This window comes from Amycolatopsis thermophila, from assembly GCF_030814215.1.
GTDB classification, from domain to species: Bacteria; Actinomycetota; Actinomycetes; order Mycobacteriales; family Pseudonocardiaceae; genus Amycolatopsis_E; species Amycolatopsis_E thermophila.
Map to the genome: position 1 here is coordinate 527,316 of NZ_JAUSUT010000001.1, position 16,710 is coordinate 544,025.

Here is a 16,710-nt window from a genome sequence, read left to right on the forward strand (position 1 = left end):
GCCCCCTCAGCCGTTGCACACGCAGGCGTTGACGTGGACGGTGACGGTCATGACGCCGCCCTGGCAGCCGCCGCCGGAGGCCGGGGTCCACGGGCCGACGAGGAACCGCTGGTCGCTGTTCTCGAGCCAGTCGCAGCAGAACAGTGCCCGTCGCATCGCGTGAGCGTCTTGCGCGGCCTTCTCCGCCGCCGCGGTGTTCGCGTCGCAACCGGGCAGCTGTCCCTGCGGCCCGAGAGCCGGCGCGCAGCGCATCGCGCCGAGCTCCAACGTCACGACCCACCCGTCCTGAGCGCCACACGCCGTTGCGGTGGCGGCCTGGGCGGGGAACCGGTCGGTCGGGTAGACGCCGGTGATGCGCACCCACGCCATGCCCTCCCGGCCGCCGTCGGCGGAGCAGTCGTCCCAGGGCACCTCGGCGCCGTAGAAGATGCAGCAGCACTTGACGGGGCGGTGGTCTTCGAGGATCCCGCATAAGCAGTCCAGCAGCCGTTGCGCCACAGGCCACGCCACCGGGTCCCCCACTGGCTGCGGCGCGGCGAGCGCGCGTTTCGTCAGGGCCACGTGGTCACCACCGGGGACACGACGTCGGGCGAGTAGATCTGCGGCGGTGCGACCAGCCCGTACGGGTTGACCGCCTTCACCCACTGGTTGATGGAGAACACCCCGAAGTCACCGGACGCGGCGGCGTCGAACTCGTACTCGACGTTCTCGCGGGTGACCCGCTTGACATTGTCCGGCAACCGGCACTGGTCGGCCATCCCCGGGGTGCACGCCTTGAGCAGTTCACACGCCAGCTCCCCCGCGATCTCCTCCCCGCCCGGGGGCACCGGCAGCCCGTGCTTGTACGTGACCGCCCAAGTGCCCGGCTGCCCCAGCGGCTTGCTCAGGTCCTGGCACAGCGGGAAACAGGCCCCGTCCGGGTTGGCCTCCCACACCAGGCGGCGGCCGTCGTCCACGCGGAACTGCACCAACGGAACGTCCTGCCCGTCGACGTGGACGCGCACGGGTTCCGGGAGCCAGCCGGGGAGCTCGATCTCGCACACCTCGGTGCACGAGCACCGGTGCTGGTTGCAGCCGCATTCGATGTTGAACCACTGTCCGTCCTGCAACAGCGGCGTCCACCGGTTGCCCTGCCACACCCCGCGCACCTCGGTGAACGCGGTGCAGCCGCGGCGGCACGGTCGGATGGTGACTTCGCAGCGGCCGTACTGGCGGCCGGTGGCGGCCCACAGCAGGAACACCGCCAGCTTGGAGGCTCGCTCCCGCTCGGCGGGCTCGGCTTCCTCCCAGCCCGGGCAGCATGGATCAGCGACGACTCCCCAGTCGCACGCGAACGCGAAAGCCCCCCCAGGCGTTGTCACGGTTGCGATCCTACCCGTCTTGTTGCGCAACCCATGCGCAACTGCCCGCGCCGCGAGTCGGGGTCGCGGCGCGGGCAGTCCGTTCTGGTGTGCCTTACGGGCCAGGAGCAACCAACGGCTGGCAGCCGCAGCTCGGTTCGGGCGGCGCGACCGTGGTCAGGATCATCCGGCCGAACCGATCAGGCGCCAGCGGCGGCGTGAGCGGCGACGGCCCCGCAGCGAGGTTCTGGACGTTGTAGGGACCCGCGCCCCATCCAGAGCCGGAGCGGGCGGTGGCGGTGACACCGAAGGACACCGCCCCATCCTCGATGGTGAAGTCCGCCAGGACACCGCTGGACAGCCACGGCAGCACCAGGTAGCCGTACTGCTCGGTGCCGGCCACACCGCAGGGCTGGTCGGAGTGCACACCGGTCCACAGCTCCAGGGCGAAGCCTTCGTTGCAGGGGATGTCAGCGATGTCGAAGCCGATTCCCTCGCCGTCCTCGCCGAGGATCGGGTCCTGCCCGGTCATCAGCGAGAACAGGTCGGTGTCCACGTTGCAGAACGTGATCGTGGTTTCGATGCCGGTCATGCTGGTGCAGGCCGGGATCGACACGCAGATCTCGCCGTTGGCGTTGCGGACGGTGATCTCTTCGCCCTCGTCGGTCTGCGGCGAGAACTCCACCGACACGAACCCCGACGTGACGACCTGCGAGCAGTCCCCGTAGATGGGGGCGCCACACTCGTTGACCTTGGTGATGCGCATCCGGCGCCCGCGGACGGGCGTGAAGCAAGTCATGGGTATCCTCCCCAGTTACCCGCAGCAGCACGCCGGGGTGAACTGCACCGCGGCGGCGAGGCAGTCCCAACCGACGACGTACTGCCGCTCCGCAAGAGCGGTGAAGTCGTTGTTGCTGCGGTTCAGCCCCGCCTCAGGAGGGTTCGGAACCGCGGTGATGGGGCCACGCCGCACCACGACGGGCCCGGTCGCGTACACCCAGAAACTCCCCGCCGGCGCCGCAACACCACCGGGGCCGACGTTCGCTTCGCTGTACCCGGCGCCGGCCACCACCGGCGTCCCGAGTGTGGTGACGAGCCGCCCCGCTTCGCGGGCCAGGTGGTCCTTGAGCCACGGGGCCGCGGCCCTGGGCACGTGCAGCACCGGTTCGCCGGTGAACTCGGCGTCGGCGTGCTCGTACAGCAGCGACAGCAGTTCCTCGGCGCAGGTCGCGGTGCCGAGGTTGACGGTGTCGGCGTCGGCCAGGAATGGCAGGTTCCCGCCTTCGCCGCTCATCACCGCGTATTCGACGGCCTGCTGTTCCCCGGCCTCCAGGTGCTCACGCGCCCGCCGCTGGGCCTCCTCCAGGCTGTAGCCGAGCAGGCGACACCGGAACGACCCGTACACCGTGATCGGGCTGGCCTCGACGGTGCCGGGCTGGTCGGCGAAGTCCTTCTCGGTGGTGGCGGGAACGTCCGGGTTGCCGCCCCCGGTTGGGAGACAGTCCTCGACGAACAGGCCGGGCCGCCCGCACGGGAGCGGCTGCCACTGCACACCCATCAACTCGTGCATATCGGTGGCGTCCACGATGGACGCCGCCGAGAACAGGCCGTACCGGTGCGGTGTGCGCACCGGCGCGGCGACAGTCACACCCGCCATGCAGACCCTCTCCCAAAACCGTTACCTGACAACGAGGTGCGGCCCGGTGGGGGCTGTGGGGGAACCACGAGCGGCTGCCCCCACCGGACCACGATTTCGGGGCTACGGGTTGTCCGGGTCCTCCGGCGCGACGGTGCCGCCGGTGTCCGGAGGGGTCGTCGCGCAGCTGTTGAAGCAGGAGATGACGTTGCCGCAGTGCGTCGCACCCGACGGGCACACCGGGATCGTGACGAGCCGGGAGTCGGTGCACAGATCGGCGACCAGGAAACCCTGCTCGGTGAACAGCCGGGTCATCTTGTTCTGCGCCAGCAGCGCCGAGTCGTACAGCGTCTCGATGTCGATGATCGGCTCCAGGCCGCGCACGAACGTGCCCTCGCGGTACAGCAGGAACTTCACCGTGCACGGCCACGCGAGCTGGGTGCCCGGCGCGCCGACGGTCTCGGTCTGCCAGCCCTTGACCCACTGGATCCGGCCGACACCGCGGTCGGTGAACAGCGAGTCGATGTAGGCGTCGGTGACCTTGAGCAGGTCCACGCCGAGCCGGTTCGCCAGGTCGGCGCGGATGATGCTGCGCACCCACCGCGGCAGGACGACGACGGGGCGGTCACCCACGCCGAGGAAGTAGTCCGCGCGCAGGTCCTCGATCTGGAACTCGAGCGTGTTGAGCAGGGTGGCGGTGAACCCGCTGCCCTGCAGCATCGGCGCGGTGTCCGGGTAGTTCACCGCGATGGACAGCGCCTCCATCCGCGCGATGGTGGCCGCGGAGATCCGGACGGCGTGGGCGACCATCACGCCGCGCACGTACCGCTCCACCCACTCCGGGAACGCCTTGGCCTGCAGCAACCCCACGTTGAGGCACGCGCCCTCGACACAGGCCCGGACCTCTTCCGGCTCGGGGCAGGGGACCTCGGCGCACGGCTTGGTGACGCCGGTGATCAACTCCGGCTCGCAGAACCCCCACAGCGCCGAGTTGAAGTCGGAGATGTTGGGGGACTTGAAGTACTGGATACCGCCCCGCGTGATCGGGATCTCCGGCAGCGAGATGAGCTGGTCGGCGACCTCCGGCTCACACATGTCGTACAACGTCTCTGAGGGAGCACACCAGCCACCGGCGGCGGTGAGCACGTCCCGCTGCTCGTCGCGCGAGATGTAGTCGCGGACAGCTTCCAGCATGCGGGTGGTGACGGCGCTGCCGGACTCCGACCGGGTCACCGGCTCGTTGAACGCGTCGATGTGCGCCCGCGCGACCATGGCCTGCCGCTCGCCGCTGTGGACGGCGATCGCCTCGGTCCGGCGCACGACGGCCTCGCCCAGCTCGCTGCCGGACTGGAACGTCGCCCCCGCCGACGTGCCGGGGATCTCCGCTCCCGCGGTGAGCACGCTGTACCAGGCGGCGCGCGGCTTCGTGGTGGCCGGCGGGGTCGGGGCCGGGGCACGGTTGGCGATGTCGGCCACCGACGGACGCCCAGCGGACGCGGCCATAGCCAGCTCCTGCCCGGCCTCCTGCCCGGCGGTGTCCGGCGCGGCCGGGGTGTCCACCTGCGCGGCGGCTTCCTGCCGCGCGGCCTCGGCGGCCTGCTCCGCGGCGGCCCGCTCGGCCTCCACACGCGCCGCCTCGGCGCGGGCGGTCTCCTCGGCCTCACGCTGCGCGGCCTCCGCGGCTTCCCGCTCGGCACGCTCCGCGGCCTCACGCTCCGCGCGTTCCGCGGCTTCGGCGCGGCGCCGCTCGGCGGCCTGCGCGGCGGCCTCGGCCTCCGCGCGCTGAGCGGCGGCGGCGTCGATCGCGTCGACGCGCTCACCGATCTGCGGCAGCGCCGCGGCGATCTGGCCCATCTCGGCGGTCACCTCGTCGGTGGCCTCCGCATCACGCAGCTCGTTGAACCGGGCCAGCAACTGGCCTTCCAGCTCGACGAGCTGTTCACGATTGAGCTGAGTGATGTCCTCGGGAATCTCGGGACGGTCAGGCATGTCGAAGCCCCCCAGACATGCTCGGGCGCATCCCCTCGCCCTTCCCGTGCGCATAAGAAAAGGGACCGGGGACACGCAAAGAAACAAGAGGTCTTTGCGATGTGCCCGGTCCCCTTTGAGACCAGCAGCACGGTCACGCCAGAACGCAATCGTGCGTCCCGGGAACGTTCACCGGCAGCATATCACCCTGGTTGCGCAACACCAGCGCAACCGGGCCACGGAGCGTGTCAGCCGCGGGTGCGGATCGTCGCGCCCGGCAGCGCGGCCTTCTTCGACTCCGCGGCGGCCTTGTCGTGGGTGCGGTACTTGACCACCCCGTTCTGCAGCACCTCGTAGGTGGTGCCGCCGGACGCCGCTCGCGCCGCCGCCGTGGCCGTCGAGCCCTTCCCCTTGCTGCAGTTGCACCCCATCAGTTGCTCCCCCTCTTCGTGTATCGGTTGATCTCCCGGGCAGTCGCGGCCACCTGGGCCTGCGCCACCACAGCCGTCGCGGCCTCCAACGCCTGGGCGCGCTGCTGCCGCGCCTCCAACGCCTCAACCGCCTTCTCGGCGGCCCGCTCGGCGGCGCGCTCCACGATGTGCAGCGGATCCACCGGCCGGCGCGGGATGTGCGCCACCATCGCGCGCGCCAGGTCCGCCGAGGCCGTCACCGCAACGGTTTCGGCGTCCAGCGGCGCCACCGGGAACCCGGGGTTGTCCACCCCGACGGCGGCCATGAGCTCCAGCGACACCGTGCGCCATTCCCCGGAGATGTGGCGCAGCTTCGCCACGTCCTCCACCGTCAGCCCCGGCACCAGCGACCCGGCCGCGACGATGCCGTGCTCGTCCTCGTAGAACCGCACGTTCGCCGCCGGGGTGCACATGGCCTCGTGGTACTCCCGCGCGTCGCGGTACGGGGCGTTGTCGGCGGCGTGCGGGCAGCCCACGATCAGCTGCCCGGCCCGGATCTGTGTCCCGTCCGCGGTGACGACGTCCTTGTGGTGCGCCAGTTCGTAGTCGATCGTGGAGCTGGGCGGCGGCGGCACGCACTCGCCCTCGAACCCGCGGTGGCACGAGTTCCACAGCGCGATGTGCCCGAACACCTGCCCCTCGGGCGTGACCGTGATCGGCGTGGCCGCGGTCAGGTGCTGGTCCTCGAACCACTCGGCTGGCGGCGCCTCGGGCGCGTTCTCCACTGCCTGCGCCACGATCGCCACCGCATCCACCGCGGCCGCCGTCACGACCGGCGCCGCGGTCTCCGTGCTCGTTCCCACGGGCTCACCCCCAGTGTCATCGGCTCGCGCCGTAACGGTCTTCCCGGCGTCCCCCGCGGACGCCTCCAACAGGTCCTCGACGGTGTCGACTTCGTCCAGCTCGTCACGGTCCTCGTCGTCGATCTCCGGCGCGAGCTGGCCCACCAGCGGGTAGTCGACGTACTCGCCACCGAACGCGACGCGGATCCGGTCCAGCGTGATCGGCCCGACCCGCTCCACCAGCCGCGCCACGTCGCTGGTGCGGTACGTGGCGGTGCAGTGCGGGATCCACGGGTTGTGTTGCTCCGGCAGCGGCACGTCCCCCAGCTCGTGCACCCGTTCGCACACGGACTCGTGCATCGCGGACAGGGTGCCGGTGTTGTCCCCCACCAGGTACACCACGCACTCGTCGTCCGTGCCCGGGTTGAACGCCGCCGCGGCCCACGCGTTCCCCTCGATCACCGGACCGATCGCCGCGATGTCCGCGGCGAGCTGGTGCACCGCGGCCTGCTGCTCGCTGCCCCACTGCGCCGCCTCACCGAGGAACAGCAACGTCACGTGCAGCTCCTCCAGCGGCATCGGGGTGCCGTCGTCCTGCACCGCGTCCTCGAGCGCAAGCCGCTGCACGTCGGCCTCCGATGGGATGAGCGCGATCATCCCGCTGGTGTGCTCGGCCGTCACCACCTCGGCCGGCTCGGTGTCGTCGGTAGCCTCCACGGCCTCGCACGGGCACGCCATGCTGTCCCCCATCTCCCCGTCCGCGGCCATGCCGCGCTCGTTCGGCCACTTCCCGGTGGTGAGCTTGTGGAGGCGCGCACAGGCCCCCTTGCGTTCCGAGTCGTCGTGGATGTACTCGGCCAAGTACCGGTCGCACCTGGTGAAGTCACCCGGGGAGCCCCACGCGATCTTCGCCGCGCCTTCCCCAGCGGTCCAGTACTGCAACAGCTGCGGCGGCATCACCGCCTCCAGACTCGGCTGCGCCTCGTCGACATCGGCGGCCACCGACGCGCCGCGGAACTCTCGCTCCATCGCCTCCCGCTCCCGTTCGATCAACTCCGGAGACAGCCCGATCACCAGGTCCTCCGCAACGGCTACGGCCACGCAGCGGCAGTTGATCACCTCGTCAGCGGGCCCGAGCGGATCGCCCGGGTACCGCAGCGGGAACCCTCCGACCCGGAACGGCTCCCCGGACTCCACGATCTGCCGGTGCGCGCGACGGTGGGTCGGCCGTGTGCGGTTGTCCTGCGTGGCGATCCACATGCGCCGAAGCCGCTCGCCCAGCTCGGTCTCCGCGGCGTCGAGCGCGCGGGCCTGCGCGTAGTTGAACGCCCCAGTCGTCTCGGTGCGGGCAATCCGTTCGGCCTCCGGCGCCCACTCCTGGGTGTCGAGCTGTTGCGCCACCCGCTCACGCAGCTCTTGCGGCGTCTCCCCGCGCTCGAACCCCTCGGCCAGCTGGTGCTGGACCTGCTCCCACACCTGGTCCGGCACGTTCACCAGCCGGTTGCCGGCCTCGCGCACGTAGTCCGCGGCCATCTCGTCCACCCGCGCGCGGGTGCCGTCGGGCAGCGGGCGCGGGCCCGGGACCTCCGGCACCCCGGGGACGACCGAATCCGGGTCCCGTGGGCCGGGCGTTGGTGACGTGCGGGGAAGCCTCTCCAACCGGCCGGTGATCAGCCGCGTAATCGCCCTGCGCAGCCACGCAAGGATCGCCTGCACGGCGCTGTCCCAAGCCTGCCGGGCCGCGGCCCGGATGCTCTCCGCGTTCGGGGTGCCGCCGCCGTTCGCGGCTGCACGGGCGGCGGCCACCATCTGCTCGACAGCGTCACGGACAACGTTCTCCGCCTCGACCTGCAGGGCCTCAACCTCACGGTGGGCCTGCTCGAACGCGCGCTCGACGTCGCGGTCACTCGGCGCCATCGACGCAGCCCTCCACGACGTGGGTCAGCCGGTCGAGGTCGTGGGGGCGGCGGTCCACGATCAGCTCCGACACGTACCCGGCGAGGCTGGCTTGCAGGCATTCCGGGTTCGCGCCGTGCTTGGCCGCGATCCCCGGGACCTGCGGGAAGCTGCCGCCGAACATCGCCTCGGCGTGCTCGCGCGGCGTCTCGTGCGGTTCCCGGTCCGCGGTGAGGGAGTGCACCAGGTAGATGGCCTGGGTGTCCACGTCCCGGCATGCCGCCACCCGGGACCGCTTCCGCTTCCGCCATGCCGCGCCCGCGCGTCCAAGTGCGGAGCACACCACGACGTCGCACGCCGCCACCAGCGGCCGCACGTCCGGCCTAGCCGAGGCCGTCGCCGCCGGAGTAGCCGGTGGCTGCGGCGCGGCGGGAGCGGGTTCGCCGGGGTCGGCTGGCGCCTCGGTGGTGGTGTCGCTGGGCGCGGCAGGACCCTGCTCGCCCTGCCCGTCCTCGAGCTGCCGCGGTTCGTCCCGCTGTGTGGTGGACTCGACCCGGATGGTGTCCTTCAACCCGAGCAGCGGCGCCAGCTGGCCCCACAAGTCCGGGTGGTTCTTGAGCGCCTGGAACGCGAGGATCTTGACTCGCTCTGGCCCGTCCGGGGCCTCGCCGTCGCGCAGGCCGGTGAAGGTGCGCAGCCCGTCGCCGTTCAGCTCGCCCCGGTCATACAGCTGGATCGCGGCCTCAGTGCGGTCCGGCTTGATCTCCAGGTCCGAGAGGTCCCACCGCACCACGTGCGTGTCGTCCAGGGCGGGCACGATGAGGCCCTTGGTGAGTGCTGAGGCGATCGCCGCCACCCGCCGGACGACGTGGGTGCGGATGGACTCGGACTGGATGAACTCCGCGTTGGAGTACTTGACACCGGAAAAGCCGGTCATCGTCTCCGGGGCCATGTCCATCGACATCGCGACCCGCCGGAGGTTCATCTCCCGGAACTCGTTGACGATGCCGGTCAGCTCATAGTCGAGCTTGAGGTGTTCCAGCCGCGTGTCGGCCGGCATCTTCAGCAGCACCGGGAGGATCGCCGCGGCGGTGCCCGGGTTGGCGATGTTCGCTTGCCCGACGGTGGCCAGCATGTGCATCAGCGGGTCCATGCCCTCCGGCACATTCGCACCAGGGGGCGCGATCGGCGCGGCCTCGGCCGGCACCTGGAGGATGCCCGCGACGGCGATTCGGGAGAGCAGGGTGGCCTGCACGTACTGGTCCAGGCGGCACAGCTCCCGCAGGTACGGGATCGCGGGTCGAGTGGAGGAGTCGACCTGCCAGGCACGGCCGGGGTGCCGGTCCCACATGTGGATCACCAGCGTGCCCTTGGGGAGTCGTTCCTTGCGCGCCCCACCTCGGTCCACAAGGTACGGGGAGCCACCCTTGTCGTTAGCCCGCTTCAGCTCTTGCTTGTCGAGCTTGAAGTCCTGGTCCGACCAGACGGCCCAGCCGTCGTCGTCGGACACGGTGATCAACGACTGGCCGCTGATCATGCCCTGCACGCCGAGCGCCCACTTCAACTCCGCGGACATGGTTTCGCCGCCGAGCAGGTCCCGGGACAGCGCGGCCGCGTCTCCGGTCTCCACCTCGCGTGGCACACCGTCGTCGTCGTACTTCGCGACGAACAGGCGGGCCTGGGCCACCGAGCGGCCGTTCTGCCCGGCGACGTAATGCAGTTCACCGACGCTGTCGTAGTACTGCCAACACTCCGTTTCCCAGCCCTCGGCGTTGTTGGGCCGGATCAGCCGGCCGGTCGGCGGGTCACCGATCCGGTAGGACTCGGCGGTAGCGATGAGCGCGGGCGCGGCAGCCTTCTCCCACATCGCCCGCACCCGCTGCTGGGTCGCTTCGTCGGCGCCCATCTCCTGCGCCTTCTGGCCGGCGCGCTGAAGCTCCTCATCCACCCACCCGCTCACGGGTGGCCGCTTACCGCCCACACGCTCACCTCCCCCCGGTTCGCTTCCTGGTTAGGCGTGCACGACCGCGGTGGACACGGCGAACGAGGAGGCCCACACCCCCGCGACGTACTGCCACCAGCGCTTCTCGCCCCACAGGTGCGCGCTGGTGACGGTGGCGGCGGTGATCCAGAACCCGATACACCACGGGCAGTTCACCAGCTGTGTGGCCCAGTGCGGGTCGTGCTCGGCATCGTCGGCTGTGTACTCCTCGCCGTGCTTGCGCACGTTGGCCCAGTGTTCGAGCTTCGCGCGCGGCACGTCCGTGATGGAGTCGCGCGTCACCAGCCGTGTGAGACGCGCCGCCGCACCGATCGCGAGCAGCGCCGTTCCCGGCCTCATCCCCCAGTTCACCCCCCAGTGAAGAACCAGCCGCGGCCGGTTCGCCTTGATCGTACCGCTCCTGTTGCGCAATTCATCCGAACGGACGCCCGCCGGGTTGCGGACCGAAACCGCCACCGAAGCCGGGCAGCGTGCCGTACGGGTTGACCGCGCTGTACGGGTTGACCAGCTGTGACCCGCCCATCGCCGGGTGCGCCACCACTTCCGCCGGCTCGTTGCGAATCGGGAGCAGCTCGTAGGCGAGGTACACGCTGGCGTCGATCCGGCCCGGCGATTCGGTGTCGCTGGGCCGCCACGAGTACCACTCGGACTCCAGCTCGGGCAGTTTCGCCCCGAGCCGCAACCGGTCCTCCACGAACTGTTGCGCGATCGGTTCGGCCCTCAACTGCTTGCCCTTGCGGGCCCGGACCGGCTTGACCTTCGGCGCGAGCCGCTGGAATCGCTCGTCGTCGGGCCGCTCACGTTGCAACGCCTCCCACGACGACTTGATCACCACCTCGGCCTGGTCGCCGCCGAAGTTGTGCTCGTAGAGGACCACGTCGGCGTCGATGTCCGCCGCGAGCAGCGCTGCCGCCCGGCCCCACTCGCGGGACGGGCCGGTGATGCTGGCGTCGTGGGTGATGTAGACCCGGTCGTCGGTGCCGAGGAAACCGCCGATGATGCCGGCCAGGTCCCGGCCGCCGCCGGACGGGTCGATCGCCACCGCGCTGCGACGCGGCGCGGCCGGGGGCGGCAGGTGCCACCGCTCCCGCAGCTGGTCCGCGGTGACGAGCGCGCCCGTCATGGGCTTGGGGTCGCACATGTAGAGCGACACCCAGTCCCGGGCGGTGATCGAACGGCGCCGCCGTTCCCAGAACTCGCGCAGCGCCTCGACGTCGTCGCTCGGGATCTTCGGGTGCGTCAACGGCTCCCCAGGGGCCCGGCCGAGCTGGTCGTTGACGTCGGCGAACGCCGGGAGCTTCACGACCCGCCAGGTGCCGCCGTCCTCGACGCGTCCGTCTTGCTGGAGCACGCGGTGGGCGAGGTCGTCCGGGTGCCAGAGGGTCATGATCAGGATGACCGGTGCGCCCGGAGCGAGCCTGGACAGCATGTCGGCGGAGTACCAGTCCCACACCGCGTCCCGGTAGGCCTTCGACTCGGCCTCGGCTCGGGACTTATGCGGGTCGTCGATTATTAGCAGGTCGCCTGGAAGTCCGGTAACTCCTGCACCAACGCCGCGGCTGGCGCAACCACCTCCAGCAGTCAGCTGCCAGTCGTTGACCTGCCCGGAGCCCCACTCGACGGCGATGTTGTACCGCCACCCCTGCGTCGCGACCAGCTTGCGCACCTGCTTCCCTCGCGCGGTGGCGAGGTTGCTCGAGTACGAGCCGATGATGATCCGCTCGGACGGCTGCCGGGCGAGCCACCAGAACGGCGTCCACACCGCCGCGAGCGTGGTTTTCCCGGTCTGCGGCGGCACCGCGATCAGGAGGCGGTCCCCGTCGCCGTTCCCAATCCGCGCGACCTCGCGGGAGATCAGATCGAGGTGCGGTCTCCTGTCGTAGCCGGGCGAGCAGAACTGGGCGAGCGCGGCCGGCTCGGCGAGCGCGGCCTGCGCCGCGCGCCGGTGCTGCTCGGCCAGTTCCGCCAGCGCCGACGGCGGCAGGTCGGCGACCGCGGTCACGACGCCTTGCCGCCCTCGACCACCCGCAGCACCGACCGCGCCATCTCCGCCGCCCGGTCACGCACCTGCTCGGGCGACAGGTCCTTGAACTCCTCCACCTGGATCGGGCCGCGGTCGGCGCCGGTCAGCTCGATGACCTGGTCCGGCTTGTCCAACGCCATCCGCCGGAACACCTCGACCATGCGCGCCCACCCCGGCATGTCCTTCGGGTCGAGCACGGTCTTGCGGTCGATGTGTTGCCGCACGCTGTGCGACAGCACCGCGGTGGCGGCGGTGGCGAGCATCATCTGGCGTTCGGCCAGCGAGATCTCCTGCTGCATGATCGCGGCGCGCCGCTCGCGGGTGCGGTGCCCGTCCCACTGGGCGACCCGTTCCCGCCACCGGTACTTCTCCGCCGCGTCCGCCACCGTGGAGCGGTCCAGCCCGTACTTCTCCGCCACCGCGGCGAATGACCGCTTCCCCGGCTCCATCTCCAGGTAGTCGTTGAACCGCGCGAACTGCCGGTCGGACTCGCCGGGCTGTCGGTCCCACGGATCGCCCTGGTACGGGCCGTTGAGACGCTCCACCATCCACCCCCCAGTGGTTTCGCGTGCCGCCCTATCGGGCGGCGTCGAGGAATTCCGCGCGCGCCGCGGGCTCGGTGAGCAGCACCCCCCGCAGCGCCGTCGTGGTCATCTGCGCGCCCGGCTTCCGCACCCCCCGCACGGCCATGCACGAGTGCGTGGAGGTCACCTTCACCCCGACCCCGACCGGGGACAGGTGGGTGGCGATCGCGTCGGCGATCTGCTCGGTCAGCCGTTCCTGCACCTGTAAGCGGCGGGCGAAGTGGTCGACCAGCCGCGGCAGCTTCGAGAGCCCAACAACGTCCTGCCCGGCCGGGATGTAGGCGACCCAGGCGCGGCCGGTGAACGGCAACAGGTGGTGCTCGCACACGGAGTCGAACGGGATCGGCCCCACGGTGATCATCTGCCCCGAGCCGGTGCCCTCGCCGAACACCCGCGCCAGCAGCGCGGCCGGGTCTCCCGGCCGATCGGTCATGTCGATCAGCGCGTCGATCACCCGCCGGGGCGTGTCCTCGAGCCCGGCCCGGTCCGGGTCGTCCCCGGTGAGCGCGATCATGGCGCGCACGCCCTCGGTGGCGATCTTCCGCAGCCGCGCGGTCTCCGCGGCGTCGGTGGCGTTCATCGGCCCCGTTCCTCTCCCCACAGCAGCGTGTGCAAACGGCTGGTGGTGTTCCAGCCGCGCGCGATGACGCCGTCGACCAGGGCGCGGTGGGTGGTGAGCACCTGCTCGGGTGTGACGCCTTCCGGCATCACCCACACCGCCCCGGCCGGCACCTGGTGCTCGTCCACCACGGCGGCGATCTCGTCCAGGTCCTCCCGGGTCGTGGCCACGAACTTGAAGCACGCCCGGCCGGTGGCGGCGATCTCCGCGAACCGGGCGAGCGCCTTGGGGCGGATGCGGCGCTTGGCCGTGTCGGCGCCGTTGTTCGCCAGCTTCGGCGACACCGTGAAGTGCGCGACCAGCTCGACCACCGACCCGGACGGCGGGATGGTCCCGTTGGTCTCGACGTGCACCTCACCGGCCGCGGTCAACCCGGCCAAGAGGGCGTCCATCGCGGGTTTGCGCTGGTGCATCAACGGTTCCCCGCCGGTGAGCACGAACAGCGGCACACCAAAGCTCGTGGCCTGCTCGACGATCGCGGCGACCTGGGTGTCCGGGATCTCCTCCGCAAGGTCGAACCGGGACGCGTCCCACGTGAACGCGCTGTCGCACCACCGACAGGCGAGGTTGCACAGACCGAGCCGCACGAACACCGCCTGCCGCCCGGTCGCCGGCCCTTCACCCTGGATCGTGCGGAAGCACTCGGCGAACGGCAGTTGCATCGACCGCTGCCCCAGCAGCCGCCCGAGGTGCAGCCCGGCCGTCACGGGGCCACCTCGGCGCGGTTGTTCTCGGTCTCCTGCACCACGACACGCGCCACCCGCAGCGGCGTGGTGTAGCCGCCGACGATCTCCGCCGCCACCCGGGACAGCAGCTCGGCGACCGCCTCCACCGTGGGCCACGACAGGTCGCGCGCCAGGCGGTGCTCGCCGAACCGGAACACCTTCAACCCGCCATCGACGAGCCGGGCCGCCCACTCGTCTTCGGCGCCGAGCAGCATGCCGTGGTCGAGGTTCTGGTCAACCCACCGTTGCAGCGCGGCTTTCAGCTCCCCGAAGTCGACCACCACGTCCTGGTCGTTCATCGTCCCGGCGACGGTGATCCACCCCTGCCACGAGTGGCCGTGCAGGTTGTGGCACTTCCCGGGCAGCTGCGGGAGCCGGTGACCGGCCTCGAACCTGACCCGGATGGACACGTTCGTCACGCGGCCACCTCGTACACGGTCGGGTCCGCCACCCCGGAGTCGGCGAACGCTTCGCGCCGCTCCACGCAGGTGCCGCACTGTCCGCAGTGGACCTCGCGGCCCTCGTAGCAGGACCACGTCAGGCCCACCGGCACGGCGAGGTCCCCAGCGCGGGCGGCGATCGCGGTCTTGGAGATGTGCACGAACGGCGCGTCGAGGGTGACGGCACCGTCGGTGCCCAGCTCGATGGTGCGGCGTGCGGCGTCGACGAACTCGGGCCGGCAGTCCGGGTAGATGGGGTGGTCCCCGGCGTGCATCGCCGCCACGACGTGGGTGCAGCCGGTGGACAGCGCGACACCGGCGGCCGCCATGAGAAGGGTGGCGTTGCGGTTCGGCACGACCGTGGCGGCCATCGACGGCGCCGCGTAGTGCCCGTGCGGTACCGCCACGTCGGTGTCGGTGAGCGCGGACCCGGACAGGTGGGTGCCCCAGGAGGTCAGGTCCAGGACGCGGTGCTCGACACCGTAGTGCGCAGCGACCTCCGCGGCGGAGCGCAGCTCGCGGGCGTGCCGCTGCCCGTAGTTCACCGACAGCGCCACCCGGGCGGTGCCTTCGGCGTGCCGCAACCCGAGCGCGGTGGCGGAGTCCAGCCCGCCGGAGAGCAGGACAAGGTCGCGACGTTCGGTCATCGGGTGGTCTCCTTCGCTAGAACGGTGTCGCGGATGAGGGTGATGTCGGCGAGGTTCCCGGCGGCGAGGTAAACCTTGAGGCCGTCGCCGGTGGTGCTTCCCGACCGCGGGGCCGGCACGGTGCCGCGCCAGCCGCGGACGTGCGCCTCGTACCGGCGGAACGACTCGATCGTGGCGCGGTTCAGCCATTCGCGGTCCCTGCTGCCGCGCGGGCCGACCTCGCGCACGAGCGCGAACCCGGGTGTGGACACGTGCGTCGGGTTGCCGCCGTAGGCGCGGATGAGGTTGGCGTGCTGGGCCGCGCGTCGGTCACCGACGCGGAAGGTCTGGAAATGCCTGCCGTTCCACAGTGTCAAGGTGCCGGTGCGGGAAGCCGAGTTCCAGTAGGACGAGTCCACCGAGTACCACGGCAGGATGTGCGGGTACGGCGGCCGGGTCAGCCCGAACCCGTGCAGCCGGGTGTTGTAGTCGCGGGCGATCTGGTGGGCCTTGATCAGCCACCGCATCATCGCCATCTCCCGTTTCGCGAGGTGCACGGCGCCGCCGAGCGCCACATACGGGTGCTCCGCGCACAGCCGGTGCAGCTCAGGCCACGGGCTCCCGACGTGGAACGCGGGCATGATCGTGACCCGGCCGCCAGTGCGGGCCAGCAGCCGCTCGGTGTTGCGGGCCGTCGCCACCGGGTCGCCGATAACGTCGAGCGTGGCCGCGCAGTTGATCACCGCGGCGTGCTGGGTGAGCCAGTCGCCGTACTCGTCGATGTCCACCGATCCGCCTGTGGTGAAAGCGCTGAACGCGCCGCTGTCGGCGAAGAAGTCGACCCCGGGTCGCTTCTTCAGCTCCGCGGTGAGGTCGAGCTTGCGCAGGTAGAAGTACGACCCGAGGACGTGAACCGCGGTCACAGCTCGGCCCGGTCGATGCCGAGCGCGGCGGCGAACGCCGCCACCTCGTCCCCAGTGTGCGTGTCGACGTGCGCCTTCCACGCCGCCATCAGCATCGGCGGGATCGACAGCCGCAGCACCGGCCACAGCTCCGGGTCCGCCCCGTCGTCGTCGCTGGACCCGTACTCCTCCGCCAGCGAGTCCAGATCCGCGGGCTCGCCGAGCTGCTTGGACAGTTGCTCGAGGTCGGACTCGTCGTAGCCGGTGCCAGCCAGGTCCGGCAGCTCGGCCAACAGTTCGGCCAGCAGCCGATCGTCGTACCCGCTGCCCACCTCCGCGGTGCGGTTGTCCGCAAGCACGATGCGGCGGGCGCGTTCGTCATCGCAGGTGATCACGTCGCACCGGATCGTCAGCCACCCCTCCTCGCGGGCCGCCAGGTAGGTGTGGTTCCCGGCCAGCACAGTGCCGCCGGCGCGCGGGTTGTCCGGGTCGTCGGCGCGGACCACGATCGACCGGTACTGCTTGTTCTCCCGCAGCGACTCGCGGATGACCGCGAGGTTGCCCTGTCGCGGGTTGCCCGGGAACGGGCTGAGTGTGTCGATCGGCAGCTCGAACGTGCCCAAGTAGTCCAACGGATCCCCCCAGATACCCCCGGTCTTGCTGGTCGCGATTCTGCCACAGCTGTTGCGCAACTGTT

17 protein-coding genes are annotated in these 16,710 nt (G+C 71.0%); all 17 read right to left on the reverse strand.

All coding sequences use genetic code 11. The features are described from left to right. Window positions 1–6: 6 nt before the first annotated feature. Window positions 7–561, reverse strand: coding sequence for a hypothetical protein (locus tag FB470_RS02465; RefSeq protein ID WP_306988374.1), 555 nt, complete (start codon window positions 559–561; stop codon window positions 7–9). Further along, window positions 552–1,361: a hypothetical protein gene (locus FB470_RS02470; protein WP_306988376.1), complete on the reverse strand. Its 810-nt coding sequence runs from the start codon at window positions 1,359–1,361 to the stop codon at window positions 552–554. The genes FB470_RS02465 and FB470_RS02470 overlap by 10 nt, the downstream gene beginning before the upstream one ends. Window positions 1,362–1,455: 94 nt before the next feature. Beyond that, on the reverse strand, window positions 1,456–2,139 hold the full coding sequence (locus FB470_RS02475; RefSeq protein ID WP_306988378.1) for a hypothetical protein: 684 nt from the start codon (window positions 2,137–2,139) through the stop codon (window positions 1,456–1,458). Between the two features lie 15 nt (window positions 2,140–2,154). Further along, a complete protein-coding gene (locus FB470_RS02480) occupies window positions 2,155–2,997 on the reverse strand; it encodes a hypothetical protein (RefSeq protein ID WP_306988379.1) in 843 nt (280 codons plus the stop codon). A 102-nt stretch (window positions 2,998–3,099) separates the two neighbouring features. Then, window positions 3,100–4,965, reverse strand: coding sequence for a major capsid protein (locus tag FB470_RS02485; RefSeq protein WP_306988381.1), 1,866 nt, complete (start codon window positions 4,963–4,965; stop codon window positions 3,100–3,102). 227 nt (window positions 4,966–5,192) lie between these two features. Next, complete coding sequence (locus FB470_RS02490) at window positions 5,193–5,375, reverse strand: hypothetical protein (RefSeq protein WP_306988383.1); 183 nt, start codon at window positions 5,373–5,375, stop codon at window positions 5,193–5,195. Beyond that, window positions 5,375–8,113 (reverse strand): phage minor head protein, encoded by a 2,739-nt coding sequence (locus FB470_RS02495; protein ID WP_306988385.1) that lies wholly within the window; start codon window positions 8,111–8,113, stop codon window positions 5,375–5,377. Before FB470_RS02495 ends, FB470_RS02490 begins: the two co-directional genes overlap by 1 nt. Then, complete coding sequence (locus FB470_RS02500; protein WP_306988387.1) at window positions 8,100–10,040, reverse strand: hypothetical protein; 1,941 nt, start codon at window positions 10,038–10,040, stop codon at window positions 8,100–8,102. The genes FB470_RS02495 and FB470_RS02500 overlap by 14 nt, the downstream gene beginning before the upstream one ends. Window positions 10,041–10,103: 63 nt before the next feature. Beyond that, window positions 10,104–10,433 carry a DUF1360 domain-containing protein gene (locus FB470_RS02505; protein ID WP_306988389.1) on the reverse strand — a complete coding sequence of 110 codons (330 nt, stop codon included), beginning with the start codon at window positions 10,431–10,433 and terminating at the stop codon, window positions 10,104–10,106. Window positions 10,434–10,506: 73 nt separating this feature from the next. Beyond that, entirely contained in the window at window positions 10,507–12,096 is a 1,590-nt protein-coding gene (locus tag FB470_RS02510; RefSeq protein ID WP_306988391.1) for a terminase large subunit domain-containing protein, read from the reverse strand. After that, window positions 12,093–12,665, reverse strand: a complete 573-nt coding sequence (locus FB470_RS02515; RefSeq protein WP_306988393.1) for a hypothetical protein — start codon at window positions 12,663–12,665, stop codon at window positions 12,093–12,095. Before FB470_RS02515 ends, FB470_RS02510 begins: the two co-directional genes overlap by 4 nt. A gap of 28 nt (window positions 12,666–12,693) precedes the next feature. Continuing rightward, window positions 12,694–13,281 carry a GTP cyclohydrolase I gene (gene folE / locus FB470_RS02520; RefSeq protein WP_306988394.1) on the reverse strand — a complete coding sequence of 196 codons (588 nt, stop codon included), beginning with the start codon at window positions 13,279–13,281 and terminating at the stop codon, window positions 12,694–12,696. Next, entirely contained in the window at window positions 13,278–14,027 is a 750-nt protein-coding gene (locus FB470_RS02525; protein ID WP_306988396.1) for a 7-carboxy-7-deazaguanine synthase QueE, read from the reverse strand. Before FB470_RS02525 ends, folE begins: the two co-directional genes overlap by 4 nt. Next, on the reverse strand, window positions 14,024–14,464 hold the full coding sequence (locus tag FB470_RS02530; RefSeq protein WP_306988398.1) for a 6-pyruvoyl trahydropterin synthase family protein: 441 nt from the start codon (window positions 14,462–14,464) through the stop codon (window positions 14,024–14,026). The genes FB470_RS02525 and FB470_RS02530 overlap by 4 nt, the downstream gene beginning before the upstream one ends. Further along, on the reverse strand, window positions 14,461–15,132 hold the full coding sequence (gene queC, locus FB470_RS02535; RefSeq protein WP_306988400.1) for a 7-cyano-7-deazaguanine synthase QueC: 672 nt from the start codon (window positions 15,130–15,132) through the stop codon (window positions 14,461–14,463). Before queC ends, FB470_RS02530 begins: the two co-directional genes overlap by 4 nt. Continuing rightward, on the reverse strand, window positions 15,129–16,034 hold the full coding sequence (locus FB470_RS02540; RefSeq protein ID WP_306988401.1) for a hypothetical protein: 906 nt from the start codon (window positions 16,032–16,034) through the stop codon (window positions 15,129–15,131). The genes queC and FB470_RS02540 overlap by 4 nt, the downstream gene beginning before the upstream one ends. Continuing rightward, window positions 16,031–16,645 carry a ParB/RepB/Spo0J family partition protein gene (locus FB470_RS02545; protein ID WP_306988402.1) on the reverse strand — a complete coding sequence of 205 codons (615 nt, stop codon included), beginning with the start codon at window positions 16,643–16,645 and terminating at the stop codon, window positions 16,031–16,033. Before FB470_RS02545 ends, FB470_RS02540 begins: the two co-directional genes overlap by 4 nt. Between the last annotated feature and the right edge of the window lie 65 nt (window positions 16,646–16,710).